The sequence below is a fragment of the Novosphingobium aerophilum genome, assembly GCF_014230305.1.
GTDB classification, from domain to species: domain Bacteria; phylum Pseudomonadota; class Alphaproteobacteria; order Sphingomonadales; family Sphingomonadaceae; genus Novosphingobium; species Novosphingobium aerophilum.
Genome location: NZ_JACLAU010000012.1, coordinates 48739 through 74833, shown reverse-complemented (window position 1 = coordinate 74833; position 26095 = coordinate 48739). Strand labels below are relative to the sequence as shown.

Annotated in this window: 22 protein-coding genes; 15 read left to right on the top strand and 7 right to left on the bottom strand. The window is 68.1% G+C overall.

The window, feature by feature from the left end; all coding sequences use genetic code 11:
• Nucleotides 1–422: 422 nt before the first annotated feature.
• The 3 genes from H7F49_RS09810 to dnaE all read left to right on the top strand — a co-directional run bounded on the left by H7F49_RS09810 (nucleotide 423) and on the right by dnaE (nucleotide 4873).
• A complete protein-coding gene (locus tag H7F49_RS09810) occupies nucleotides 423–716 on the top strand; it encodes a hypothetical protein (RefSeq protein ID WP_328806653.1) in 294 nt (97 codons plus the stop codon).
• A complete protein-coding gene (locus tag H7F49_RS09805; protein WP_185683415.1) occupies nucleotides 706–1194 on the top strand; it encodes a glutathione peroxidase in 489 nt (162 codons plus the stop codon). The genes H7F49_RS09810 and H7F49_RS09805 overlap by 11 nt, the downstream gene beginning before the upstream one ends.
• A gap of 112 nt (nucleotides 1195–1306) precedes the next feature.
• On the top strand, nucleotides 1307–4873 hold the full coding sequence (gene dnaE / locus H7F49_RS09800) for a DNA polymerase III subunit alpha (protein WP_185683414.1): 3567 nt from the start codon (nucleotides 1307–1309) through the stop codon (nucleotides 4871–4873).
• Between the two features lie 3 nt (nucleotides 4874–4876).
• On the opposite strand, the gene H7F49_RS09795 is transcribed toward dnaE, so the two are convergent.
• The 3 genes from H7F49_RS09795 to H7F49_RS09785 form a co-directional block, all read right to left on the bottom strand.
• A complete protein-coding gene (locus H7F49_RS09795; RefSeq protein ID WP_185683413.1) occupies nucleotides 4877–5989 on the bottom strand; it encodes a PA0069 family radical SAM protein in 1113 nt (370 codons plus the stop codon).
• 69 nt (nucleotides 5990–6058) lie between these two features.
• Nucleotides 6059–7075, bottom strand: coding sequence for a hypothetical protein (locus tag H7F49_RS09790; RefSeq protein ID WP_185683412.1), 1017 nt, complete (start codon nucleotides 7073–7075; stop codon nucleotides 6059–6061).
• 3 nt (nucleotides 7076–7078) lie between these two features.
• Nucleotides 7079–8449, bottom strand: a complete 1371-nt coding sequence (locus tag H7F49_RS09785) for a vanadium-dependent haloperoxidase (protein ID WP_185683411.1) — start codon at nucleotides 8447–8449, stop codon at nucleotides 7079–7081.
• 289 nt (nucleotides 8450–8738) lie between these two features.
• Between H7F49_RS09785 and H7F49_RS09780 the strand changes: the two genes are divergently transcribed.
• A complete protein-coding gene (locus tag H7F49_RS09780) occupies nucleotides 8739–9248 on the top strand; it encodes a YbjN domain-containing protein (protein ID WP_185683410.1) in 510 nt (169 codons plus the stop codon).
• A 64-nt stretch (nucleotides 9249–9312) separates the two neighbouring features.
• A complete protein-coding gene (locus H7F49_RS09775; protein WP_185683409.1) occupies nucleotides 9313–9588 on the top strand; it encodes a hypothetical protein in 276 nt (91 codons plus the stop codon).
• 7 nt (nucleotides 9589–9595) lie between these two features.
• Here H7F49_RS09775 and H7F49_RS09770 read toward each other — a convergent pair whose 3' ends face one another.
• Together H7F49_RS09770 and H7F49_RS09765 are read right to left on the bottom strand one after the other, a co-directional pair.
• Nucleotides 9596–11392: a lytic transglycosylase domain-containing protein gene (locus tag H7F49_RS09770; RefSeq protein ID WP_407940301.1), complete on the bottom strand. Its 1797-nt coding sequence runs from the start codon at nucleotides 11390–11392 to the stop codon at nucleotides 9596–9598.
• A complete protein-coding gene (locus H7F49_RS09765; protein WP_185683407.1) occupies nucleotides 11389–12165 on the bottom strand; it encodes a uracil-DNA glycosylase family protein in 777 nt (258 codons plus the stop codon). The genes H7F49_RS09770 and H7F49_RS09765 overlap by 4 nt, the downstream gene beginning before the upstream one ends.
• 97 nt (nucleotides 12166–12262) lie before the next feature.
• Between H7F49_RS09765 and H7F49_RS09760 the strand changes: the two genes are divergently transcribed.
• From H7F49_RS09760 to H7F49_RS09730, 7 genes are all read left to right on the top strand, one after another.
• Nucleotides 12263–13927 carry an electron transfer flavoprotein-ubiquinone oxidoreductase gene (locus H7F49_RS09760; RefSeq protein ID WP_235982061.1) on the top strand — a complete coding sequence of 555 codons (1665 nt, stop codon included), beginning with the start codon at nucleotides 12263–12265 and terminating at the stop codon, nucleotides 13925–13927.
• Nucleotides 13928–14008: 81 nt separating this feature from the next.
• On the top strand, nucleotides 14009–14443 hold the full coding sequence (locus H7F49_RS09755) for an endonuclease domain-containing protein (protein WP_185683406.1): 435 nt from the start codon (nucleotides 14009–14011) through the stop codon (nucleotides 14441–14443).
• Nucleotides 14440–15237, top strand: coding sequence for a 4-(cytidine 5'-diphospho)-2-C-methyl-D-erythritol kinase (locus tag H7F49_RS09750; protein WP_185683405.1), 798 nt, complete (start codon nucleotides 14440–14442; stop codon nucleotides 15235–15237). Before H7F49_RS09755 ends, H7F49_RS09750 begins: the two co-directional genes overlap by 4 nt.
• Nucleotides 15234–15962 carry an N-formylglutamate amidohydrolase gene (locus H7F49_RS09745; RefSeq protein WP_185683404.1) on the top strand — a complete coding sequence of 243 codons (729 nt, stop codon included), beginning with the start codon at nucleotides 15234–15236 and terminating at the stop codon, nucleotides 15960–15962. The genes H7F49_RS09750 and H7F49_RS09745 overlap by 4 nt, the downstream gene beginning before the upstream one ends.
• 130 nt (nucleotides 15963–16092) lie before the next feature.
• Complete coding sequence (gene ilvD, locus H7F49_RS09740) at nucleotides 16093–17940, top strand: dihydroxy-acid dehydratase (protein ID WP_185683403.1); 1848 nt, start codon at nucleotides 16093–16095, stop codon at nucleotides 17938–17940.
• 4 nt (nucleotides 17941–17944) lie between these two features.
• Nucleotides 17945–19363, top strand: coding sequence for an NAD(P)H-hydrate epimerase (locus H7F49_RS09735; protein ID WP_328806651.1), 1419 nt, complete (start codon nucleotides 17945–17947; stop codon nucleotides 19361–19363).
• Nucleotides 19360–20640 carry a class I SAM-dependent RNA methyltransferase gene (locus tag H7F49_RS09730; RefSeq protein ID WP_185683402.1) on the top strand — a complete coding sequence of 427 codons (1281 nt, stop codon included), beginning with the start codon at nucleotides 19360–19362 and terminating at the stop codon, nucleotides 20638–20640. Before H7F49_RS09735 ends, H7F49_RS09730 begins: the two co-directional genes overlap by 4 nt.
• 4 nt (nucleotides 20641–20644) lie before the next feature.
• Here H7F49_RS09730 and H7F49_RS09725 read toward each other — a convergent pair whose 3' ends face one another.
• Nucleotides 20645–21076 carry an MAPEG family protein gene (locus tag H7F49_RS09725; RefSeq protein ID WP_185683401.1) on the bottom strand — a complete coding sequence of 144 codons (432 nt, stop codon included), beginning with the start codon at nucleotides 21074–21076 and terminating at the stop codon, nucleotides 20645–20647.
• A gap of 13 nt (nucleotides 21077–21089) precedes the next feature.
• Entirely contained in the window at nucleotides 21090–21515 is a 426-nt protein-coding gene (locus H7F49_RS09720) for an MAPEG family protein (RefSeq protein WP_185683400.1), read from the bottom strand.
• A 199-nt stretch (nucleotides 21516–21714) separates the two neighbouring features.
• Here H7F49_RS09720 and H7F49_RS09715 point away from each other — a divergent pair, with 199 nt between their 5' ends.
• From H7F49_RS09715 to H7F49_RS09705, 3 genes are all read left to right on the top strand, one after another.
• Nucleotides 21715–22926 carry a saccharopine dehydrogenase family protein gene (locus H7F49_RS09715; RefSeq protein ID WP_185683399.1) on the top strand — a complete coding sequence of 404 codons (1212 nt, stop codon included), beginning with the start codon at nucleotides 21715–21717 and terminating at the stop codon, nucleotides 22924–22926.
• 395 nt (nucleotides 22927–23321) lie between these two features.
• Nucleotides 23322–24497, top strand: a complete 1176-nt coding sequence (locus H7F49_RS09710; RefSeq protein ID WP_185683398.1) for a carboxynorspermidine decarboxylase — start codon at nucleotides 23322–23324, stop codon at nucleotides 24495–24497.
• A 304-nt stretch (nucleotides 24498–24801) separates the two neighbouring features.
• Nucleotides 24802–26007 (top strand): type III PLP-dependent enzyme domain-containing protein, encoded by a 1206-nt coding sequence (locus H7F49_RS09705; RefSeq protein WP_185683397.1) that lies wholly within the window; start codon nucleotides 24802–24804, stop codon nucleotides 26005–26007.
• Nucleotides 26008–26095 lie beyond the last annotated feature (88 nt).

The following is a 26095-nucleotide window of genomic DNA, read 5'->3' as shown; positions in this document are numbered from 1 at the left end:
TCCGGGCCCAAGCTCCCCAGCGGGCTGCTACGACCAAGGGGGACGCGGGCTCGCGAACGGGCGGGAGGCTCCGCTAGCGGAGCCTCCCGCAATCGCATCATGCACCACTTTCAAGATACAAGGGGGACCGCGCTGCCGCAGGCAGCGGGGTGGAGGGGGACAGCAACCGGCCCCCTCCGTCAGCCACCTGCGGCGGCCGACACCTCCCCCGTTGCATCCTGCGGATGAAACAGGGGAGGATCGAAGATGTCCGCTCCCCACCCCTTTCGGCCGGGCATCGCCGTTCTGAACTTGCCAACCCGGACCGGGCCGCTGGCCGGGCAGGCTCTAATGCCATCGGGATGGCGTCCTGGTCGCCGGGAACCCCTCGTCGTCCGCCGCCGTTCTTCCATCGGGGCCACGCCAAGCAAGGAGAACCCGCGGTGAGCGCGCACCCCTCGACTTTTGCCGCCGAACCCGACAGCGATCACGGCATCGGCTGGACCGATTATGCCACCCTGCAATTGCGCGATGGCGGTGGCGGCGTGCTGCACGGCATGAAGCGCCTGCGCACCGGCACTTTCGCCGAACTGATCGCCTTTGTTGCCAGTCTGCCGGAGGTCGAGCGCGAGGCATACGCGATCGCCAAGGCTGGTGACCGACTATTTCTGTCTCGTGAGATAAGATTGCTGGCAGAACGGCCCGATTTTCCGCTACACTCGGCGTATGACGGATGACCGCACCATCGCCGATTTTACCGCAGCCCTGCCGGGCGGGGCAGAGATTAGTCTCGCGGACCGGCTTGGCAAGGTCTTGCTGATCGTCAATACGGCCAGCAAGTGCGGGTTTACGCCGCAATATGCCGGGATCGAAAAGCTGTGGCAGGACTATCGCGACCGCGGTTTTGAGGTCCTGGCCTTCCCGTGCAACCAGTTCGGCCACCAGGAACCCGGATCGGCTGACGAGATCGCCAGCTTCTGCCAGGTCAATTTCGGGCTGAGCTTTCCGCTGATGGCCAAGATCGAGGTGAACGGCCGCAAGGCGACCCCGCTGTACCGCTGGCTGAAGGCCGGCGCGCGGGGGGTGTTGGGGACGGAGTCGATCAAGTGGAACTTCACCAAGTTCCTGATCGATCGGCAGGGCCACGTCGCCGGCCGCTTCGGCCCGACCACCAGCCCGGAACAGTTGCGCTCCGCGATCGAGGCCCTGCTTTAGGGCTAAGGCCGGGCGCGCGCCGCATCGGCCTTCCACGCTTTTCCGCCCGCTTTTCCCCAGCGCACCCGGGGCCTTGCCTTGATCGGCGGGACCCCGCCGCTACCTTGCCGGGATGGCCCAGTTCGCTCCCTTCGTTCCCTTGCGCGTGCTCTCCAGCTATTCGATGCTGGAAGGGGCGATCGATCCCAAGGCGATCGCCAAGCTGGCCAAGGAGCGGGGCTTTCCGGCGATCGCGATCTGCGATCGCAACGGGCTCTACGCCGCCCCGGCCTTCGCCTCGGCCTGCAAGGATGCCGGGATCCAGCCGCTGATCGGCACGCTGCTGGCGGTGGCCCGGCCCGGTTCCGACGCGATCGACTGGCTCGCGCTCTATGCCCAGAACGAGGCGGGCTGGCTCAACCTGTGCAAGCTGGTCAGCGCCGCGCACCTGGACCGCCCGCTCGAGCGTGACCCGCATGTGGCCCTGGCCGATCTGGAGGGGGCGACCGATGGGCTGATCGCCCTGACCGGTGCGGGCGAGGGGGCGCTGGTGCGCCTGCTCGCGGAAGGGCGAACGGACCGCGCCGACGCCATGGCGGAGCGCCTTGCCGCGCTGTTTCCCGGCCGCCTCTATGTCGAGATCGCGCGCCGCGGCGATCCGGCGGAAGAGGCCGCCGAAGAGGCCCTGATCGATCTGGCCTTTGCCCGCGACCTGCCTCTGGTCGCCACCAATCCGGCCATGTTCGCCGAGGCCCAGTTCCACGGCGCGCACGATGCCATGCTGTGCATCGCCAACTCCACCCATGTCGATGCGCCGGACCGCCCGCGCTCCTCGGGCGAGGCCTGGGTCAAGCCGGCCGAGGTGATGGAGCAGATCTTCGCCGACCTGCCCGAGGCGACCGCCAACACCCTGGTCGTGGCCCAGCGCTGCGCCTTTGCTCCGCCCAAGCGCAAGCCGCTGCTGCCCAGCCTGGCCGGCGACAAGGAGGGCGAGGCGAAAATGCTCGAGGACGATGCCCGCCTCGGCCTCGCCCGTCGGCTCGCCCCCTACTATCCCGAGGCGAGCGAGGCGGAGATCGCCGAGCTGCTGCGCGGCCTGTCCGGGATCGCCGACGCCGGAGAGCGCCGCGCTGCCTTCGCCCGGCTGCGCCCGGCCGCCATCGGCGAGGAGTTCGTCGAGTATTCCGAGCGGCTCGATTTCGAGACCCAGATCATCAACCGGATGGGCTTTGCCGGATACTTCCTGATCGTGGCCGACTTCATCAAGTGGGCCAAGGACAACGACATTCCGGTCGGGCCGGGGCGCGGTTCGGGCGCGGGATCGCTGGTCGCCTGGGCGCTGACCATCACCGATCTCGATCCGATCCGGCTGGGCCTGCTGTTCGAACGCTTCCTCAACCCGGAACGCGTGTCGATGCCGGACTTCGACATCGACTTCTGCGAAACCCGCCGCGGCGAGGTGATCCGCTACGTCCAGCGCAAGTACGGGGCCGACCATGTCGCCCAGATCATCACCTTCGGCAAGCTCAAGGCCCGCGCCGTGCTGCGTGACACCGGGCGCATCCTGCAGATGAGCTATGGCCAGGTCGATCGGCTGTGCAAGCTGGTGCCCAACCACCCGACCGACCCCTGGACCCTGCCGCGCGCGCTCAACGGCGTGGCCGAGCTCAAGCGCGAATACGACAATGACGACGAGGTTCGCCGCCTGATCGATCTGGCGGTGCAACTGGAAGGCATGCCGCGCAACTCGTCCACGCACGCCGCCGGCGTGGTGATCGGCGACCGCCCGCTCGACCGGCTGATCCCGCTTTACCGCGATCCGCGCTCGGACATGCCGGTGACCCAGTTCGACATGAAGTATGTCGAGGACACCGGCCTCATCAAGTTCGACTTCCTCGGGCTCAAGACCCTGTCGGTGCTGCGCAAGGCGGTCGACCTGCTGGGCAAGCGCGGCATTGCCATCGATCTGGGCGCGCTCGCCTGGGACGATCCGGAGGTCTACCGCCTGCTCCAGTCGGGCGACACGGTGGGGGTGTTCCAGCTCGAATCCGAAGGCATGCGCCGCACCCTGGCGGCGGTGAAGCCGACCAACTTCGGCGATATCATCGCGCTCGTTTCGCTCTACCGGCCCGGCCCGATGGACAACATTCCCTTGTTTGGCCGTCGTAAAAATGGCCTGGAAAGCATTGAATATCCTCACGAGAAGCTGGCGGGTATTCTGTCCGAGACCTACGGGATCTTCGTCTACCAGGAACAGGTCATGCAGGCCGCGCAGATCCTGGCGGGCTATTCGCTGGGCGACGCCGACCTGCTGCGCCGCGCCATGGGCAAGAAGGTCCAGGCCGAAATGGACGCGCAGCGCCAGCGCTTCGTTGATGGCTGTGCCAGCGAATCCGGGATCGACGCCAAGAAGGCGAACGAGCTGTTCGACTTGATCGACAAGTTCGCCGGCTATGGCTTCAACAAGTCCCACGCGGCGGCCTATGCGCTGCTGGCTTACCAGACCGCCTGGTTCAAGGCGCACTATCCGCAGGAATTCTACGCCGCCTCGATGTGCTTCGACATGCACCAGTCCGAAAAGCTGGCGGTCTATGTCGACGACATGCGCCGCAACGGCATCGAGATCGCCGGGCCGGACATGAACCGGTCGGAGGCGGAATTCACCGTCGAGCAGACCGAGCAAGGCTATGCCGTGCGCTATGCCCTCGCGGGGATCCGCAATGTCGGTGAAAAGGCGATGGACGCCATCGTCGCCGAGCGTGAGGCCAACGGGCGCTTCGCCAGCCTGGAGGACCTGTTCCGGCGCGTGCCCTATGGCAGCATGAACCGGCGCCAGTTGGAAGGGCTCGCCGCGGCCGGGGCGCTCGACAGCCTTGAGCCCAACCGCGCCAAGGTCCTGGCCAATGCCGACATGCTGCTGGCCGTGGCCGACGAGGCCGAGCGCACCCGGACCAGCGGCCAGCACGGGCTGTTCGGCGGCGACGATCACGCCCAGCAGGCGCTGCGGCTGGTCGAGGCGCCAACCTGGTCGCGCGCCGAGCAGATGGCCAAGGAGCGCGAGAACTTCGGCTTCTACTTCGCCGCCCACCCGGTGGAGCAATGGCGCGCCATCGCCAGCGCCAACGGCGCGCGCTCCTATGGGAGCCTGATGGCCAGCGGCGTGGCCGGCGGGCGGCAAATGGCGGTCATGGCGGCGATGGTGGAAGGCGTGCAGCGGCGCAAGACCAAGCGCGGCAAGGACTTCGTCATGGCGGACTTCTCGGACAGCTCGGGCCAGTTCTCGGCCTCGTGCTTCGAGGAATCGCTGGTCGAAAGCTTCGTCCAGTGGGCGCGCGAGGGGACCTGCGTGCTGCTGCAGGTGGAGCTCGACAGCCCGAGCCCGGAAGAACCGCCCCGGGTGACGGTGCGCGGTGGCCGGCCCCTGTCCGAAGTGCGCGAGGCGGCGCGGATGGAGCTGCGGCTGGAGATCGCCACGGTCGAGGCGCTGCAGGAACTGGCCCTGCTGCTCACCCCCGGCGCGCCCGGCAAGGGCGAGGTCCTGGCCCGCCTGCGCACCGGCGCCGGGCGTGAGCCGCTGGTGCAACTGGGCCGCGATTTCCACCTGGACGGCGAACTGGCCGAACGGGTGGCGAGCATCGACGGCATCAGCGGGGTCTCGCTCTCGGCCAAACGCGGTCCGGCGCTGCGGTTGGTGGCCTGAACCTCAGAACAGGGCCAGCTGGCCGTCCGGTGGGGGCGGTCGGAACTGCGAGCAATCGAGTTGCAGTGTCTCGCGCTGGCGGTTCAGCCCCAGCTTGCGGCAGGCGATGCGGAACCGGGCGCGGAACAGATCGGCCCAGGTGCCCGATGGAGACATGCGGCTGAAGAACGAGGGATCGTTGTCGCGCCCGTTGCGGACCGACTGGACGATACCCATCACCTTGTCCGCCCGGTCGGGATAGTGCAGCGCCAGCCATTCGCGGAACAGCGGCGCCACCTCGTGCGGCAGGCGCAGCATGATCCAGCTCGCGGACCGCACTCCCAGCCCGGCGGCCTCGGTCAGGATGCGCTCCATGAACTCGTCGGTGATCGCCGGAATGACCGGAGCGATCGAGACGTGGGCCGGCACGCCCGCCTCCGCCAGCCTGCCCAGCGCGGCCAGGCGCTTGGCCGGTGCGGCTGCGCGCGGTTCGAGCAGGGCCGAAAGGCGCGGGTCCAGGCTGGTCACCGACAGGCCGACCGCGACCAGGTTGTGCCGCGCCATCTCGGCCAGCAGGTCAAGGTCGCGCAGCACCCGGTCGCTCTTGGTGGTGATGGTCACCGGCTGGCGCGCCTCCAGGCAGACCTCCAGCACCTGGCGCGTGATCCGGTAGCGGCTCTCGATCGGCTGATAGGGATCGGTGTTGGTGCCCATGGCGATCGGGGCGCAGCGATAGGACGGCTTGCCCAGCGCCTCGCGCAGCAGCCGGGCGGCCTCGGGCTTGGCGAACAGCCTCGTCTCGAAATCGAGCCCGGGCGACAGGTCGTGGAAGGCGTGGGTCGGCCGGGCAAAGCAGTAGATGCAGCCGTGTTCGCAGCCCCGGTAGGCGTTGATCGAGCGGTCGAAGGGAATGTCGGGGGACTGGTTGAAGGTCAGGATCGAGCGGGCCCGTTCCTCGATGACGGTTGTCCGCAGGATGTCCTCGGGATTGCCCACATCCTTGTCCACAAGCCCGCGCGCATCGCGCCAGTCCCCGTCGGTTTCGCGCGTGGCCAGCCCGAACCGCGTCGGGACCTCGGCCGAAGGCGCGCCACGGCCCTTGCGGGAATCGGGGGAGGGAGAGCGGCTGATTGCCATGTCCCTCTGGAACACAAAGGGAACATCATGACAAGCGGGCAACGCTGGGCCGTTCCGCTCAGCCTCCGCTCAATAGCTGTACCGCACCGAGAACGCCGCGCTCTGATCTGTGCCGACCAGCACCGGGATCCCGCCGCGCACCACGTTGGCATCGCGGAGGTTGAATCCGAGGTTGGCCGAGAGCCCACGGCTGATCGCATAGCCCAGGCCCGCCGCGGCGGCATATTCGGGTGATCCGTCGATCGTCCCGACATGGCCTTCGAGCGACATGGTCCAGCCGAGGATCTTGGTGCGGGCGCCCGCCGAGGCGAACCACCGGTCGAGCGAGAGGCCTAGACCCGCGATCCGCTCGTAACCCAGGCCCAGATCGTAGATCGACGAGCCGTAGGTCAGGTCGGCGACGGCGATGCCGCCGGTGGTGGTGAAGCGGCGCCGCCCGGCGGCATCGCGCGTGCGGGCGTGGCGCACCCGTGCCGACCAACGGATGTCATGCGTGCCATAGGGGCGCTGGTAGACGGTCCCGATCTCGACGTTACCCTCCTGGTCGACCATCAGGCCGCTGACGAAGGGGCCGTTGACCACGCGGTAGACCCCGCCCCAGCGGGCGTTGGTGCCGATGAAATCGTCATAGGCCAGGATGCCGTTGCCGAACCCGCGGCGGCGGCGGGTGTCCTCGCGGATCAGGCCTGCGACATTGCCGCCGATGAAGCTGCCCCAACTGGTGCGGATGAAGCCGACGCTGTTGGCGCGGTAGGTCCGCGCATAGGTATCGTACTGGCCGAAGTAGGAGGCGCCGACGGTCCAGCGGTTGCCCAGTTCGCTTTCGATCGTCGCCTGGCCATTGGCGACCACGCCGGTCACGACCGGATCGATCAGGTTACGGGTGTCGAAGTTGATCCGGGCGCCGCCGTCGACCAGGCCGTTGAGTACCACGGTGGTCTGGCCCGAGCGGAAGGCGATCGGTTCCTCCAGCGTCGAGAGGCTGGCATAGTTGATCGACACGCTCTGGGCGAGGACAGGCTGGGCCAGGCCGAGGCCGGTCAGCGCGGCCGCAGAGGCGAGCGGGCGGAGGGGAAGGCGCCGCATCGCTCAGGCCACCCGCTTGAAGAAGTTGGCAAAGATATGGTCCGCGATGCCCTGGCCGATGCGCATCGATTCCTGGTGGTCGCGCAGCCAGTGGACGCCGCCGTAGATCCGGCTCAGGCCGTTCTCGTCGACCGACTGGCTGATCCGGGTGAAATGCCGCTTCACGCCGCGCATCTGCGGCCAGATCACCTGATCCGGGCATTCCAGGGTGAAGCGCAACTCGTCGGTGCCGAGCACATGCTCGAGCAGCCGCCCGCCGACCGCGCCGAACGAGGAATGGCCCGAGGTGTAGGCCGGGAACGGCGGGGTGGTGATAACCGACTGCCAGCCCGGCAGCGGCCGCACCCGGGGATCGGGGTTCTGGAAGTCGCGCGCCCGCATCTTCAGCGCGGTTTCCGGGCGGAGCACGTCGTAGTGGTACTTGGTGTACCAGACCGCGATCGAGCAATCGCACATGCCCATGCCGAGCATGGCATAGGCCCGCGCCTTGGTCAGCCAGTCGAACCCGCGCTCCTGCATCAATTGCATGCCGACATGCATGAAGCGGCCCGGCGGGGTGACGCCCCAGGGGCCGTCCTCCCAGAAGATCGCGATCTCGGTCTGGTCGGCCGTGCGCTCGCGCGAATCCATCCCGCCCATGCGGGCGAGCAGATCGAACTCTTCGGCGAATTCGGGGCTGCGCATGTCGGGGAACTCGACCGCGCAGAAATCCTCGGCGCGCCGGATCGCCCAGGGGGTGATGAAGCCTTGGCCCGGGCTGAGGCCCCGGACGAAGTCGGGCACCATCGGCCCTGGCCGGGTGCCGTAGAACGATCCTGAAGGCACCCAGCGCAGGGCATCCTGCCGACGCTTCCAGCGGCCCAGGTAATTGGCGTTGAGATTGGGGGCCGAACCGTCGTTGGTCCGGCGCCGGACGATCTCGAGGCCCACCTTGCGACCCCACTCGGCCCCGGCCGACTTGGCCTCGCCATCGGGGATCATGCGCATGAACCGGGCACGTTCGCCGATCATGGGCGACTGGGCGACCTGGGACATGACCGTGGCGAAGGCGGCTCCGTAGGCCGCCCGGGGATCGGCGCCCTGCGGACCCTGGCCGATGCCGAAGTTGTCCTCGTACACGCCCATGATGGCATTGGCGGCGATGAAGCCAGCCACGGTCGGCCCGGCGCAGTTGTAGGCGGCACGCGGGGGCAGGATGCGCTGCGCACAGATCTGCTGGAGCAGCACGTCGACCCAGAAGGTGGCCGGATCGTACTCGTCCTTGGGCACCACCTGCGTGGCATAGGAGAAGTGCGAACCATAAGGCGCGGTGCAGCCGGTCAGCGTGAGCGCGGCTGCGCCGATCCCGCCACGAAGCAAAGTTCTCCGATCCATTCCGCCGTTGTCCATTAACCGTCGTTCGTCCGTCATCATGGCGGCCGGATATAGGATAAATTGTTTTGCGAATAAATCGCATTAACCAATGTTTTTATTTAAAGTTTATGATTAAGACTTAGTAAATGCATATGGTTTGATCGTAGTTAATGGTTCGCGATATGCGAATTATCGTTTGTGACCGATCTTGTCTTCAGTGTTGGCGGTGGCGTGACCCGCCGTGGTTCGCGTTGACAAGTCCGGGCCGACAATCGAAGGTTCGCAGCCACGGCACGGGAAGGAATGATCGATGGGATCGAAAGCGATCGCGGCACTTGTCATGGCCACGGCACTGGCATCCGCCCCGGCCGCCGCTGCGGATTGCCCCTCGGCGCTGATCTGCGCGTCGAACCCGGCCGGTGTCGTCGCCAGCCTGCAGGCCCAGGGCTTCAAGGCCGCGCTCGGGCGGAGTGACAACACCGGCAACCCCAAGATCACCTCGGCCGCGGCCGGCTATGACTACACGATCTTCTTCTACGGCTGTGACAAGGGCGAGAACTGCAACTCGCTGGGCTTTTCGGTCACGTTCAGTGACGATGGCACCAATTCCCCGCAGCTCGCCAACGAATGGAACAAGGACAAGCGCTTTTCGGTCATGTCCTTCGACGAAAGCGACAAGAGCCTGATGATGACTTACGATGTCAGCACCGTGGGCGGGCTCAACCAGGTCAACTTTGCCGACGTGGTCGATTGGTGGCAGACCATGCTGGGGCAGGCCCGCGTGTTCTTCGATGCCCACCCGGCGCCGAAGAAGAAGTAGCAGGTGGGGCGGACCTGCCGCGCCACGGACCGGCGGGGCATCGGCTGTGGAGAGGGGACCCGACATGGCGATCGACTATCAGGCCATGCTCTATGCAGCCCTTGCCCTGGGCAGCGGCTTGCCGATGCTGCTGCGCCCAAGGGGCCACTGGCGCAGGGCGCAAGGGGCGTGGGAACGGCGCCGGGCAGAGCTCGATGCCGGCGCCGCCGAGCGGTTTTTCGAGGAGGGGCGTTCGCTGCAGGCCTATCCACCGCCCGCCTCGCCTCGTCGTACGCAGTTACTCGGGGCAGGGCTGACCCTTGGTGGGCTGGTGCTGGCCGGTCTTGCGGTCTTCGGCTGAGCGGGGCTTAGCGACTGGACCGTAGCAGCGTGCCGTTGCTGGCCATGCGCACGGCCTGGCTGCCGGTCAGGTCGGGGAAGGTCGGCCACATGGCCTGGGCCAGGGCCAGCCGGCTTTCCGACGGGCCGCCGGCCTGCCGCTCGTACATCCAGTAGTTCTTCAGGACGATGTTCACATAGCCGCGCGTCTCCCAGTAGGGGACGCTCTCGATCCACAGCAGCGGATCGCCCTTGTCACGGATTTCGGTGTTCCAGCGGGTCACCGGGGTTAGCCCCGCGTTGTAAGCTGCGATCACCTTGGGCAGCAGGCCCTGAGTGCCCGGGTTGTCGCGCAGCATTTGCAGGTGCCGCTGGCCGAACGCCAGGTTGACCTCGGGCCGGGTTATGTCGGCGGGCGACACGCCGAGCGCCGCGGCGTGGTCGCGCGCGGCGGCCGGCATGATCTGCATCAGCCCGCGCGCGCCGGCCGGGCTGGTCACGCTGGTGCGGAAGATCGATTCCTGCAGGGTGTGGGCATAGACCAGCGCCGGATCGACCTTCCAGCCGGTGGCCGGGGTCCATTTCGGCGTGGGAAAGCGCAGCGCCGGTTCCGGCTTGCCGCCCATCGGCGCGGCATAGGCCATCCACAGTTGGGTCGAAGGCAGGCCCAGATCCCGCGCCAGGCGGGACAGCGGCTGGTACAGCCCCGGATCACCGACCCGCGCCTGGTAGCGCAGCACCTCGTCCGCCAGCCCATCCTCGCCGATTTCGGCCAGTTGGACCGCGGTGCGGACCGTGGGATTGTCGCGCAGGCGCTGCCAGTCGGCCTGGGTGAAGTCCGGGGACTGGTGCGTGGCGGGCAGGCGCAGGCCGAGCTGTTCGGCGGCGAGCATGCCATAGAAGGTCTCGTCGCGCGCGGCCGCCAGTCGTAGCGGTGCGCTCGCCCCTTCGGGCTTGCGGCAGCGAACCAGGGCGCGGCTCTGCCAGTACCAGGCGGCGGCCTTGAGCTCGGCATTGTCGGCCGCCGCCGCGGTGCGGGCGAAGGCATCGGCCGCGCCCTGGCAATCGTCCGTCCGCCAGGCCGCCAGACCGGCGGTCCACCAGCCCTCGGCCACCCAGGGGCCGAACCCCTCGGCGGCGGACTGGGCCAGGGCATAGGCCGAGGCGTCGTCGTTCTCGATGTAGAACGACCAGGCGATCTTGGCGCGCCATTCGGCCCGCGCCGGCAGGCTCAGCCCGGCGTCGATCCCGTCGAGCAGGATCTTCGCGCCCGACGGATCATCGGCCTTGATCTTGTCCTGGATGCTGCTGGCGACCAGCGCGGGCATGGTCCCGTCGTTGGTGTCGCGCGGGCGCACCCGTTTCTGGCTGGTCGGCAGGCTGTAGAGCGGCTGGGCGGCGGGCAGCGCCGGCACGGCGGTGGCGCCCCGCTTGGTGGCCAGCGCCGCGATCTGTTCGGCCTGCGGCAGGCCGGCGCCCTTGCCCAGCCAGTCGGTCAGGGCGGGCAGGTCGATCCGTGGGCTCTTGGCGTCAAGGTAGTATTCGGCGCGGGCGACCAGGTGCAGCGGGCCATCGGGGCGGGCCTGCAGCAGGGTCTGGACCTTGGTCCAGTCCTGGTGCTCGATCGCGCCGAACAGGTCCTTGTAATAGGTCCGCTCGTCCTGGGTCAGCAGGGTGGGAACCGCCGTGCGGTCGGCGCGGTTGCGGAAATAGTCGACCGCGGCGCTGTTGGCGCTGGCCGGAGCGGGCAGGCAGGCGGCCGCCAGAACCGCCGCGGCGCAGGCGCGCGCGATGGTCTTCGTGCTGGAGGCCCATGCCGATGTCACGTGCGTTCTTGTCCCGTCCAGTCCAACCAGGTCCGCCAGAATCCGCTCTTCCATGCCGGGCGCGCGAGGAGCGCGCCAAGGTCGCGGGCGGCCAGCAGCGGCACGCTTCGCCCTTCATGGTTAAATGCGCGTAAAGTTTGAGCGCTATGCGTTGGATCGTGGCCAAGCAGCGGCAGGATGGTGCTGCCGAACACCAGCAGGCGTTCGGGTGCGACCAGGCCGATGTGGTGGGACAGGACCGCGCCGGCCCCGCGCGCCGCCAGCCCCGACCAATCGGCCAGGGGGGTGTGCCGGGGCAGGGCCGAGGCGACATAGACCCGGGTCGCGTCCAGCCCCATGGCGGCGAACATCGCCTCCAGCAGGCGCCCTTCGGTTCCCCCAAGCAGATGTCCGGCATCCTCCGCCTCGGGCTGCGGCACGATCACCATCAGCGCGGCCCCGGCCGCACCGCGCGGCGGCACGCGCTGTCCCGCCTGGCCTTCGTCCAGGGTGGGCTCGGTCAGCCACCAGGTAGGGAAATCGGCGAGGGAGCCCGGCCAGCCGTCCCGGTTTCCGCCAAAGGGCACGGTGGGCAGGTCGGCCGGCGCCTCGGGTTCGGCCCGGGCGCGCGGGGCGGCGGGCAGGGGCGCACTGTCGTCTGTCGCGGCGGACAGCCAGGCGATCGGCGCGTCGGTATAGTCGAAATCGACCCCGGCCTCGCGCCACCAGCCCAGCGCGGATGAGATATCCGCGGGCCTGAGGCCTGCCCTGTGGGGTGGATCGCCGCTGTCCATCGCTTCCGGCCTTGACCTGTCGCGGCGCAGCAATCAAGGCGCAAACAGCAAAACGATCAAGGGCGCCGGTGGCGCTCCTGCAGACAGGACGGGAAGAATGGCCGAACAGGATGCGATCGAGCGGGAATCGATGCCCTATGACGTGGTCATCGTCGGCGGCGGGCCGGCGGGGCTTGGCACGGCGATTCGCCTGAAACAGATCAACCCCGACCTGTCGGTCTGCATCCTCGAGAAGGGCTCCGAGATCGGCGCCCACATCCTGTCGGGTGCGACCTACGATCCCAAGGCGCTTGACGAGCTGCTGCCCAACTGGCGCGACGACGGCTGCCCGATGGCCGAGGTGCCGGTGACCGACAACTGGCACTGGAACCTTACCAAGAACGGCAAGATGGCCATTCCCCATGCCCTGATGCCGCCGTTCCTGTCGAACAAGGGCAATTACACCGGCTCGCTCGGCAACCTGTGCCGCTGGCTGGCTGGCCAGGCCGAGGCGCTGGGCGTGGAAATCTTCCCCGGCTTCCCCGCCGCCGAAGTGCTTTACGGTGACAAGGGTGAGGTCATCGGCGTCCAGACCGGCGACATGGGCGTGGACCGCGAAGGCCAGCCCAAGGGCGATTTCCAGCCGGGCATGAACCTGCTCGCCAAGTACACCGTGTTCTGCGAGGGCGCGCGCGGCCACCTGACCAAGCGCCTGAAGGCGAAGTACGATCTGGAGGCCGATTGCCAGCCGCAGGTCTATGGCATCGGCATGAAGGAGCTGTGGGACATCGATCCCGACAAGCACGTGCCCGGCCGCGTGATCCACACCCAGGGCTGGCCGCTGTCGGAGAGCGATAGCTGGGGCGGTGGGTTCCTTTACCACCAGGCCAACAACCAGGTCGCGCTCGGCTTCGTCTGCGCGCTCGATTACAAGAACCCCTGGGTCTATCCCTTCGAGGAATTCCAGCGCTGGAAGCAGCATCCGGAGATCCGCAAGATCCTGGAAGGTGGCAAGCGCGTGTCCTATGGCGCGCGGGCGATCAACGAGGGTGGCTGGCAGTCGGTGCCGAAGCTCGATTTCCCCGGCGGCGTGCTGGCGGGTTGCTCGGCCGGGTTCGTCAACGTGCCGCGGATCAAGGGCAGCCACACCGCGATGAAGAGCGGGATGCTGGCCGCCGAGGCGATCGCTGCGGCCATCGCGGCGGGCCGGGAAGGGGATTCACTGGCCGAGTACGATGCCGCCGTCCGCGATAGCTGGATCGCCAAGGAGCTCAAGCTGGTCCAGAACGCCGAGCCGATGGTCGCCAAGTTCGGCGGCGATCTGGGGACGATCCTGGCCGGCACGGATATGTGGCTGCGCACCCTGTTCGGCTTTGGCCTGGCCAAGCCGATGAAGCACCACACCGATGCCTCGGCCACCCAGCGGGCGGACCTGTACAAGCCCATCGCCTATCCCAAGCCGGACGGCGTGATCAGCTTCGACCGGCTGACCAGCGTGTCGTTCTCGTTCACCAACCACGAGGAAGACCAGCCCTGCCACCTGCGGCTGAAGGACCCTTCGGTCCCCACGCGGATCAACCTGCCGCTCTACGCCGGGCCTGAGGCGCGGTACTGCCCGGCCGGGGTCTACGAATTCGTGGAAACTGCCGACGCGGGCCCGCGCCTGCAGATCAACGCCCAGAACTGCGTGCACTGCAAGACCTGCGACATCAAGGACGCCACCCAGAACATCGAATGGGTGACGCCGGAGGGCGGCGGCGGGCCGAACTATCCGAACATGTGATGTGCGTTTCCTCCCCGGCACGGGGAGGGGGACCATCCGCAGGATGGTGGAGGGGCACGGTCGGGTGTACGCTACTGTGCCATGATCACCGGACCCGCTTCAACGCTCAAACTTGCGCGCAAGTTGCGCAGCGAGATGAGCGTACCCGAGCGGCTCTTGTGGGGGGCGCTGCGCCAAAGGCCAGGCGGGTACAAGTTCAGGCGACAACATCCAGCGGGAGTATACGTCATCGACTTCTATTGCCCGGCTGTGAGATTAGCTCTCGAGGTTGACGGTTTTGCGCACGAAACAGGCGAGGTCATGAACCGGGACAAGGCGAAGTCGCACCACCTTCGGTCTCAAGGTGTCGCCACTCTGCGAATGCCCGCCAAGGCTGTGCTTGAGGACCTGTCAGGCGCAGTCGAACGGATCGTGGCGGTTTGTGCCGAGCGGGCGGCTAAGCTGGCGTACCGAAACGAGGTGCCCCTCCACCAGCCTGCGGCTGGTCCCCCTCCCCGTTCCGGGGAGGACACATGAACGAAACCGCTTACGCCAAGATCAACCTTGCATTGCACGTCAGGCGACGTCGGGATGACGGCTACCATGAGCTCGAGACCGTCTTCGCCTTCGTCGACGCGGGAGACCGATTGAGCGTCGTTCCCGCACAGCGCGATGAACTCCATACGGTCGGCGAGTTCGGCGGGGTCCTGACCGATCCGTCCGGCAACATCGTCGCCCAGGCGCTGGCCGCCCTGCCGCGGCCGGGCGGGCTGGCGATCACCCTGGAAAAGAACCTGCCGGTGGCCGCCGGGCTGGGCGGAGGGTCGGCCGATGCCGGCGCGGTGTTCCGCATGGTCGAGCAGCGCCACGGCCTGCCCGCGGACTGGCCCCTTCGGGCCGCCCGTCTTGGCGCCGACGTGCCGGCCTGCGTGCACAGCGTGACCGCGATCGGCCGGGGCACCGGAACCGATCTCCAGCCGGTCGTCAGCGATCTGGTCGGAACGCCGGTCCTGCTGGTCAATCCTCGCGTTCCGCTGGCCACCGGGCCGGTGTTCAAGGGCTGGGACGGGATCGACCGCGGAGCCCTGCCGAACGGCTCGGTGCGGGACATCGCGCTGACCGGACGCAACGATCTGGAGGCGCCGGCGCTGGCGCTGTGCCCGCAGATCGGCGCCGTGCTGGACTACCTGCGCGGGACCGCCGCCTGGCTGGTGCGGATGTCCGGATCGGGAGCCACCTGCTTCGCCCTGTTCGAGACCGCCGCCGAGCGCGACGCCGCGCAGGCCGGTCTGCCGCCCGAGTGGTGGAGCCTGGGCGGGGCGCTGCGATGAGCGAGGTCTTCCGCCTGCTTGGCACCCCGCGCTTCGGCGGCATCCTGGTGGTCTCGGACCATGCCTCGAACCACGTGCCCGCCGACATCGCCCTGGGCATCGCGCCGGACCTGCTGACCGAGCACATGGCGATCGACATCGGCGTGGCCGAGGTGGGGGCATTGCTGGCGCAGCGCCCCGGCTTCGCCGCCTTCCAGTGCGGGGTCAGCCGCCTGGTCTGCGACGTCAATCGCGAAGAGGACGCGCCCGGCGCTGTGGCCGAGGCCAGCGACGGCCACGCCATCCCCGGCAACATGCTGGATGCCGCGGCGCGGGCCGCCCGCATCGCCCGGTTCCATGGGCCCTATCATGCCGCACTGGCCGCGCAGCTCGATGCCATGCCCCCGGCGCTGATCCTGTCGCTGCACAGCTTCACGCCGGCCCTGCGCACCTGCGACAAGCCGCGCCCCTGGCAGGTGGCCGTGCTGTACAACAACGACGATCGCGCCGCGCGGCTCGCGTTGCCCCTGCTCGAAGCCGAAGGCCTCGTGGTGGGCGATCAGCAGCCCTATTCGGGCAAGCAGCTCAACTACACGATGAACCGCCACGCCGAGGCCGAGGGGCGGCCCTACCTGGGCATCGAGATCCGCCAGGACCAGATCGCCGACGCGGCGGGACAGGCGCGCTGGGCCGAGATCTTGTTCCGCGTGGCCAATGCGGTGGCCCTCGGCCTGGGTGGGGAGTGACCCGATCCTCGCAACCATGAATTGTTTTGTTTCGTTGCCTGCGCCATTTTCGTAATTTTCTGCTTCAATCTGCCCGCGACCTGCAGTAGGGACCCCGCTGCGCCCCAGCGCCACTCACCGGAGACCGTCCATGCCCGTCTATCGTTCCCGCACCACCACCCATGGCCGCAACATGGCCGGCGCGCGGGGTCTGTGGCGCGCGACGGGGATGAAGGACAGCGATTTCGGCAAGCCGATCATCGCCGTGGTCAATTCCTTCACCCAGTTCGTGCCGGGCCACGTCCACCTCAAGGACCTGGGCCAGATGGTCGCGCGCGAGATCGAGGCGGCGGGTGGCGTGGCCAAGGAATTCAACACCATCGCGGTCGATGACGGGATCGCCATGGGCCATGACGGGATGCTCTATTCGCTGCCCAGCCGCGATCTGATCGCCGACAGCGTAGAGTACATGGTCAACGCCCACTGCGCCGATGCGATGGTGTGCATCTCCAACTGCGACAAGATCACGCCGGGCATGCTGATGGCGGCGATGCGGATCAACATCCCGGTGGTCTTCGTCTCGGGCGGGCCGATGGAAGCCGGCAAGGTGATCCTGCGCGGCAAGGAGCATGCGCTCGATCTGGTCGATGCCATGGTCGCCGCCGCGGACGACAGCTATTCCGACGAGGAAGTGAAAACGATCGAGCGGTCGGCCTGCCCGACCTGCGGATCCTGCTCGGGCATGTTCACCGCCAATTCGATGAACTGCCTGACCGAGGCGCTGGGCCTGTCGCTGCCGGGCAACGGCTCGACGCTCGCCACCCACGCCGATCGCCAGCGCCTGTTCCTCGAGGCCGGGCGGCTCGTGGTTGATTTGGCCAAGCGCTATTACGAGCAGGACGACGAAAGCGTGCTGCCGCGTTCGATCGGCAATTTCCGCGCGTTCGAGAACGCGGTGTGCCTCGATATCGCGATGGGCGGTTCGACCAACACCGTGCTCCACCTGCTGGCTGCCGCCTTCGAGGCCGGGGTGGATTTCACCATGGCCGATATCGACCGGCTGAGCCGCAAGGTGCCCTGCCTGTCCAAGGTCGCCCCGGCCAAGTCCGACGTGCACATGGAGGACGTCCACCGCGCCGGCGGGATCATGGCGATCCTGGGCGAGCTCGACCGGGCCGGGCTGATCCACACCGATCTGCCGACCGTCCACAGCCGCACCCTGGGTGAGGCGCTGGACCAGTGGGACATCGCCCGCAATCCCAGCCCCTCGGTGCAGGAATTCTTCAAGGCCGCGCCGGGCGGCGTCCCCACCCAGGTCGCCTTCAGCCAGAACCGCCGCTGGGACGAGCTGGATCTGGACCGCGAGACCGGCGTGATCCGTTCCGCCAAGCATGCCTTCAGCCAGGACGGCGGACTGGCCGTGCTGACCGGCAACATCGCGCTGGACGGCTGCATCGTGAAGACGGCGGGCGTGGACGAGAAGATCCTCACGTTCACCGGCCCGGCCAAGGTTTACGAAAGCCAGGACGCCGCCGTCACCGCGATCCTCACCGGGCAGGTCGTGGCGGGCGACGTGGTGGTGATCCGCTACGAAGGCCCGAAGGGTGGCCCCGGCATGCAGGAAATGCTCTATCCGACGAGCTACCTCAAGTCGAAGGGGCTGGGCGCAGCCTGCGCGCTGCTGACCGACGGGCGCTTTTCGGGCGGCACCTCGGGCCTGTCGATCGGCCATGTCTCGCCCGAGGCGGCCGAGGGCGGGGCGATCGGGCTGGTCGAGAATGGCGACGTGATCGCGATCGATATCCCCAACCGCTCCATCACGCTGCAGGTCAGCGAGGAAGAACTCGCCCGCCGCCGTGCCGCGCAGGACGCCAAGGGGTGGAAGCCCGCCAAGGAGCGGCCGCGCAAGCTTTCGGTCGCGCTCAAGGCCTATGCCGCGATGACCACCAGCGCCGCGCGGGGCGCGGTGCGCGACCTGTCGCAGCTCAACCTGGACTGACGCCGTGACGCCTGCCGCCGCGCAGGTCCTGACCGTCGCCCAGATGCGCGCGGCGGAAGCGGATCTGATCGCGGCGGGAACCTCGGTCGATGCCCTGATGCAGCGCGCCGGGCGCGGCGCGGCGGACTGGGTATGGCGGATCGCGGCGGGGCGCGCGGTCACCGTGCTGTGCGGCCCGGGCAACAATGGCGGCGACGGCTATGTCATCGCCGAGGCCCTGCGCGAGCGCGGGGCGCGGGTGCGGGTCATCGCCGCGACCGAACCGCGCACCGAGGCCGCCCGCACGGCGCGCGGACTGTACCGCGGCGAGGTGAGCGGACCCGGCGCCGACCCCACCGGCGAGGTGCTGGTCGATTGCCTGTTCGGCAGCGGCCTGACCCGCCCGCTCTCGGGTGAACTCCTGGCCCTGCTGGCCAGTCTGGCCCGGGGGCATGCCCTGCGCATCGCCATCGACGTGCCGAGCGGGATCGACAGCGACATGGCACTGGCGCTCAACCCGGGCCTGCCGGACTGGTCCATGACCGTGGCGTTGGGCGCGTGGAAGCCGGCGCATTTCCTGATGCCGGCCCGCGCCGCCATGGGCGAACTGCGGCTGGTCGATATCGGCTGCGCGCCGGTGCCGGGTGCGGCGGGGGTGGTCGCGCGGCCCTGCCTGTCTGCCCCGGGTGCCGATGCGCACAAGTACCGCCGCGGGCTGGTGGCCGTGGTGGCCGGGGCCATGCCGGGTGCGGCGCGGCTCGCCAGCCTGGCGGCCCAGGGCGCCGCGGCCGGCTATGTCCGGCTGATCCGGTCCCCGTCCGACGCCGCGGGTGGCACCGTGACTGCGGGGGAGAGCGCTCCTGATATCGTGCCCGGCGGCTTCGCTCTGCTGGGGGATGGGCGGACCGGGGCCGTGCTGGTCGGACCCGGGCTCGGCCGCGATGATCAGGCCCGGCAACGGCTGGTGGCCGCGCTGAGCCACAGTCATCCCGCCGTGATCGATGCCGATGCCCTGATGCTGCTGCAGCCGCAGGATCTGGTCGGCTATCCCGCCCCGTTGCTGCTGACCCCGCACGAAGGCGAACTGGTCGCGCTGGAACGGGCCTGGGCCCAGCCAGGCCAGGGCACCCGGCTGGACCGCGCCCGGGCGCTGGCGCAGGCGACCGGTACCGTGGTGATCGCCAAGGGCCCGGATACGGTGATCGCCGCGCCCGATGGCCGGACCGCTTTCGCCCCGCGCGCCTCGTCGTGGCTGTCGGTGGCGGGGACGGGCGACGTGCTGGCGGGAATCGCCGCCGCGCGGCTGGCCAGCCATCGCGATCCCTTCGCGGCCGCCGGAGAGGCCGTCTGGCTGCATGGCGAGGCTGCGCGGCTTGCCGGCCCGGCCTTTTCCGCCAGCCAGCTTGCCGCCACGGTGCGAAGCGCCTACGCGGCCTGCCTGTGAGCGCACCCGACACCAGCCAGCCCGAAGAGATCCTGCGCATCGCCGCCAAGGGCGATGGCGTGACCGCGTCCGGGCGCTATGCCTGGGGCGCCGCGCCGGGGGATCTGCTGCTGCCCGATGGCACGCTGCAGCCGGGGCCGCATCATGTCGCGCCGGTCTGCCGCCATTTCGGCCGATGCGGCGGGTGCCAGCTCCAGCAGCTCGACGAGGAGAGCCTGGCCGCCTTCGTCGAGGCGCGGGTGGCCAATGCCTCGGCCAGCCAGGAGCTGGGGGCGGAACGGATCACCCCGCCGCACCTCTCGCCCCCGGGATCGCGTCGCCGCGCCGCGCTGCGGGCCGAAAGCTCGTCCGGCCGGGTGGTCATCGGCTATCGCGAGGCGGGCTCGCACCGGCTGGTGGAGCTGGCCGAATGTCCGGTGCTGGTGCCCGAATTCGTGGCCCTGCTGCCCGATCTGCGCAAGCTGCTGATCCGCATCGGCCAGTCGGCCGCCGCCGGCGCCAAGGGCCGCAAGGGCCGGGCGCCCGGCAAGGGCAGCGCTCCGGGCAAGATGGCTGCCGACGTCGAACTGACCCTGACCGAGCAGGGGATCGACCTGGGGATCAAGGGCCTGACCACCGAGGGCCTGGCGATCACCGAGGTCATGCTCGACTTCGCCCGGCTGCATGGCCTGGCGCGGCTGACGCTGGACCAGGGCTATGGCCCGGACATGATCTGGGAGCCCGAGCCGGTCACGGTCAATCTGTCGGGGGTCAGCGTGCCCCTGCCGCCGGGCAGTTTCCTGCAGGCGACGCGGGACGGGGAGGATGCCCTGGTCGGCGCGGCGCGCGAATGGCTGGGCGGTCTGCCCGCGATCGCCGACCTGTTCGCCGGGCTGGGCACCTTCGCCTTCGCCCTGGCGGGGGAGGGGAGCAAGGTGCTCGCGGCCGAGGCGGCACGCGACGCGCATCTGGCTTGCAAGACCGCCGCAGCGGTCCAACAACGCCCGGTCCACGCGCTGCACCGCGATCTGTTCCGCAATCCGTTGCTGGCGGACGAGCTCAACCGCTTCGCCGGGGTCGTGCTCGACCCTCCGCGCGCCGGTGCCCGTGACCAGGTCGAGCGGCTGGCCGACAGCACGGTGGGGCGGATCGTCTATATCAGTTGCAACCCGTCAAGCTGGGCCCGCGATGCCGCCCTGCTGATCGCGGGGGGATACCGCCTGGCCGAGGTGCGGCCGGTGGGGCAGTTCCGCTGGTCGACCCATGTCGAGCTGGCGAGCCTGTTCCTGCGCGACTGACCGGTCAGGCGACTGCCCGCGCGGCCAGGATCACCAGCGCCGAGAGCACCCCGTTGGACAAGGTGTAAAGCACCCAGCGGACCACCACCCGGTTGTAGATCATCTGCACCAGCGAATGGGCCAGGCGCAGCGCGACATAGGCCCAGGCGAGGGCCACCGCGCCGCCTTCGCCACCATGCCCGCTGACCGCCAGGACCAGGGCAATGGCATAGAATACGGTGGGCGATTCGTGCAGGTGGGCGAAGTTGTGCGCCTTCCACTGCACCCGTTCGGGCAGGATCGTGTCCAGATCGCGGCCGGTCCCGCCGACCGTGACCGTGCTGTCGATCCCCGAGCGTTGCATCGCCGGAATGCGCACGGCGTACATCCACAGCCAGACCACCATGGTCCAGGCGGCCAGGGCGACCACGGGTTGCAGGATCGCGGTTGCGGTCATGTCGGCGGTCCTTTCAGAGCGTGGCGATCAGCGCGCGGACGGCCAGGGCCATCAGCACCACGCTGGATGCCAGGAAGATCATGAAGCGCACCGGCACCCGGTTGACCAGCGACTGGTAGAGCGAATGGACGATGCGCAGTCCGGTATAGGCCCAGGCGAGCCGCACGTCGGTGGGGCCGGCCCCGGCCAGGGCCAGGATCACCACCACGGCATAGAACAGCGTCGGCTGCTCCATCAGGTGCGCGTAATTGTGGCTTTTCCACATGACCTGCGGCGGCAGCACCTTTTCCAGATCCTGCCCGCGCCCGCCGGGCCGCGCCTTGCCGAGATCGATCCCGGCATTGGCGAAGGCGGCGAAGCGCGATCGCGCCATCCACATCATCATCACCAGCGACCACGCCACCAGCACGGCGGCGGGCGCGAGCATGGCCTTGTTCATCGGCGCGTCTCCCCTGTCCGGCGCGCAGGACTGGCGCAGATCGGGCCGCTTGGCAACCGACTGGCTCGATCGGCCATCCGGGCCTGCCTATGCGGGAAGGGGCCAAGGTGGGCCTTGGTCTTGCAACATCCTTGCCCTAGAGGCGTTCGCCAGCAGCGGCGCCCGATGGCGCGCCCGAACGGTATCGATGGGAGTGCACATGGCGAAAGTTCTGGTGATCGGCGCGGGCGGGGTGAGCTCGGTCTGTGTCCACAAGATGGCGATGAATCCGGGCATTTTCAGTGACATTCACCTGGCCAGCCGGACCCTGGCGAAGTGCGATGCGATCGCCGTCTCGGTGAAGGAGCGCACCGGCGTCGATATCGCGACCTATCAGGTCGATGCCGAGGACGTGCCGGCGCTGACCGCGCTGATCCGTCAGATCGGGCCGAAGCTGGTGGTCAACCTGGCGCTGCCGTACCAGGATCTGCCGATCATGGACGCCTGCCTGGAGGCCGGGGTCGATTACCTCGACACTGCCAATTACGAGCCCAAGGACGAGGCCAAGTTCGAATACAAGTGGCAGTGGGCCTATCAGGACAAGTTCCGCGAGAAGGGCCTGATGGCGCTGCTCGGCTCGGGCTTCGATCCGGGGGTGACCAGCGTCTTCGCGATGTGGCTGAAGAAGCACAAGCTGAAGACCATCCGCCTGCTCGACATCCTGGATTGCAATGGCGGCGATCACGGCCAGGCCTTCGCCACCAACTTCAACCCGGAAATCAACATCCGCGAAGTCACCGCCCCGGCGCGCCACTGGGCGGGCGGCGAATGGGTCGAGACCCCGGCGATGAGCATCCGCCAGTCCTTCGAGTTCGAGGGCGTCGGCCCCAAGAACATGTACCTGATGTACCACGAGGAGCTGGAAAGCCTGGCGAAGTTCCTGCCCGAGCTGGAGCGCGGGCGCTTCTGGATGACCTTCGGCGATGCCTATATCACGCACCTGACCGTGCTGCAGAACGTGGGCATGACCCGGATCGATCCGGTGATGTACAACGGGCAGGAGATCATCCCGCTGCAGTTCCTCGCCGCCGTCCTGCCCAAGCCCGAAACGCTGGGCCCGACCACCAAGGGCAAGACCAACATCGGCGACATCGCCACCGGTGAGGCGCTCGACGGATCGGGCGAGAAGACCTTCTACATCTACAACATCTGCGATCACGAGGACGCCTTCCACGAGACCGGCAACCAGGCGATCAGCTATACCACCGGCGTCCCGGCGATGATCGGCGCGGCGATGATGCTGACCGGCGCCTGGCGCGGCGAGGGCGTGTTCAACATGGAGCAGATGGACCCCGATCCGTTCATGGCCATGCTCAACACGCAGGGCCTGCCGTGGCAGGTGAAGGAACTGGCGGGGCCGGTCGAGTTTTGAGGGAGAGCCGATCCTCCCTGTTCTCGTCCGCAGGACGCAAACGGCGAGGTGGCAGCCGCTGCAAGCGGTTGACGGAGGGGCCAAATCCGGCGTTGCCAGGGCCCCTCCACCCCCGCGGCTGACGCGGCGGCGGTCCCCCTCCGCATGTGTGCTGCGCCCACATGGGGAGGATCTGAATCGCAACGACGTTGCGAGGATGACATGGACCCCGATCCTGGCGGGGACGGCGCCGAAGTTCGGGGGGAACGGGCGGCTTGCGCGTGGCCTTCGACAGGCTCAGGCTGAGCGGATGTTGTTGTCCATTGGAAGCAGACATCCATTCAGGTCGTATCACCATCATCCGCTCAGGCTGAGCTTGTCGAAGCCGATGCGAACACTTGGGATCTTGGAAAGACATGGAAACCAGAGCCGGCGATCCGGGCGCCTTCGCCCGCTTTGACCTTCACCGCGTCGACAGCCCGGCCTTCGTGGTCGATGCCGCGAAGCTGCGGGCCAACCTGGCGGTCCTCGCCGATATCCGCGACCGTGCCGAGATCAAGGTGCTGGCCGCGCTCAAGGCCTTTTCGATGTGGCGGGTCGCGCCGATCGTGGGGGAATACCTTGATGGCGTCTGCACCTCGGGCCTGTGGGAGGCGCGGCTGGCCGAGGCGCATTACCGGGGCGAAATCGCCACGTATTGCGCCGCTTACAAGGCCGAGGACCTGCCCGAGATCTGCCGCATTTCGGACCATGTGATCTTCAATTCGCCCGATCAGATCGCCCGGTTCCGCCCGCTGCTGGACGCGCAGGACGGCACCTTCGACATCGGCCTGCGGATCAACCCGCTCCATGCCGAGGGCGAGGTGCCGCGCTATGATCCCTGCGCGCCGCACAGCCGGCTGGGCTTCCCGGTCGACCAGTTGCGGCCCGAGCATCTGGACGGCGTCACCGGTCTGCATTTCCACACCCTGTGCGAACAGGACTTCGCCCCGCTGCAGCGGACCTGGGAGGCCCTGAAGCCGCGCATCGAACCCTTCCTGGGCCAGCTCAAGTGGCTCAATTTCGGGGGTGGGCACCACGTCACCCGGGCGGATTACCAGCGCGAGGACCTGATCGCCTTCCTGCGCCAGGTGAAGATCGAGACCGGCTGTGAGCTTTACCTCGAGCCGGGCGAGGCGGTGGCGCTCGACGCCGGCATCCTGATCGGCACGGTGCTCGACACGCAATGGAACGGCATGCCCGTGGCGATCGTGGACATTTCGGCCACGTGCCACATGCCCGACGTGATCGAGGCCCCCTATCGCCCCGCCATGCTGGGCGAACGCGATGCCGAGGCGAGCGGGGCAGACCCGGTGCGGCTGGGCGGCCCATCCTGCCTGGCCGGCGACGTGATCGGCGACTATGTCCTGCCGTTTCCCCCCGAACCGGGGACGCGCTTCGCCTTCCTGGACCAGGCGCACTACTCGATGGTCAAGACCACCACGTTCAACGGGGTGCCGCTGCCCTCGATCTGGCTGTGGGACAGCCAGACCGATGCGCTGGAATGCGTCAAGCGGTTCGACTGGGAAAGCTTCCGCGACCGGTTGAGCTGAGCCGGTTGGCCCGGCCAGTCGGTTTCGCCGCAGTCGATTCGCGGATTCGCTGACCAAGCCCGGTCCGACCCCGCCGGAACGCGCCTGAATCCCGTCGCCTGAATGTCATATTTCCGCGCAAATCCAACGATTATCCTGCACTTTCAGGCCATGTTTCAGATTTGTGAAAACGTGGTCCCATTTTCACTTGCAGTTCACCGGCACCCCCCTATATCCGGCCGCTCGCTGCCCCATGGGGACTTCCAAACCGCAAGGCAGCTTTGTGTTGTTAACTGGCCGCAAGGCCTATTGGGGGTCCCTTGAGTTGCACAGCTATCCCGACGCATCGGCTGTAGTCCGCGCCCTCGCGCCTGACGAACCCGTTATCGTGAACCGTCCGCAGGCCGCGGCGCGTGCTGCCCGCTTCTTCGTCGAAGCGTTTCCGGGCAAGTCGCTCTATGCGGTCAAGGCCAATCCCTCGCCCGACCTGCTGAAGGTCCTGTGGGACAGCGGGGTGACGCATTACGACGTCGCCTCGATCGCCGAGGTGCGGCTGGTGCGCGCCACTCTGCCCGAGGCGACGCTGTGCTTCATGCACCCGGTCAAGACGGCCAGTGCCATTGCCGAGGCCTACAAGGTTCACGGTGTGCGCACCTTCAGCCTCGACACCCAGGAAGAGCTCGACAAGATCGTCGCGGCGACCGCCGATGACGCCGGCGAGGCCGCGACCGATCTGGCGCTGTGCGTGCGGCTGCGCGTCTCGTCGGAGTATTCCGAGCTGAGCCTGGCGTCCAAGTTCGGGATCGACCTGGCCGATGCCGGGCCGCTGCTGCAGGCGACCCGCCAGGTGGCGGACAGCCTGGGGATCTGCTTCCACGTCGGCAGCCAGGCGATGACCCCCTTCGCCTACGTCCAGGCGCTTGAGCGGGTGCGCGCCGCGATCGTCGATGCGGCCGTGACCATCGACATCGTCGATGTCGGGGGCGGCTTCCCGTCGATCTACCCGGGCATGGAGCCGCCGCCGCTGGAGGATTACTTCGGCGCGATCCACCGCGCCGCCGAATCGCTGCCGGTGTCCTATTCGTCGGAGCTGTGGTGCGAACCCGGCCGGGCTCTGTGCGCCGAATACAATTCGGTGGTGGTCAAGGTGGAGAAGCGCCGCGGCGACGAGCTCTACATCAATGACGGCGCCTATGGCACGCTGTTCGATGCGGCCCACATCGGCTGGCGCTTCCCGGTGAAGTGCCTGAACGCCGATCGCGCCGGGGGCGAGGCCGAGTTCGCCTTCTATGGCCCGACCTGTGACGATGGCGACTTCATGAAGGGCCCCTTCCTGCTGCCGGCCGACATCGCTGCGGGCGATTACATCGAGATCGGCATGCTGGGCGCCTATGGCGCGGCGATGAAGACCCGTTTCAACGGCTTCGGCGAGGGCGAGATCGTGCTGGCCGGCGACGAGCCGATGGCCAGCCAGTACCGCGGCGACCGGCGCGATCCGCGCATGTCGGACAACGTGGTGTCGCTGCGCTGACCTGATCGTTCTGTGGGATTGAAAGGGCTCGTCCGCAGGGGCGGGCCCTTTTCATTTGTGCCATGTTTGCTGTCCAAATCCGCTTCGT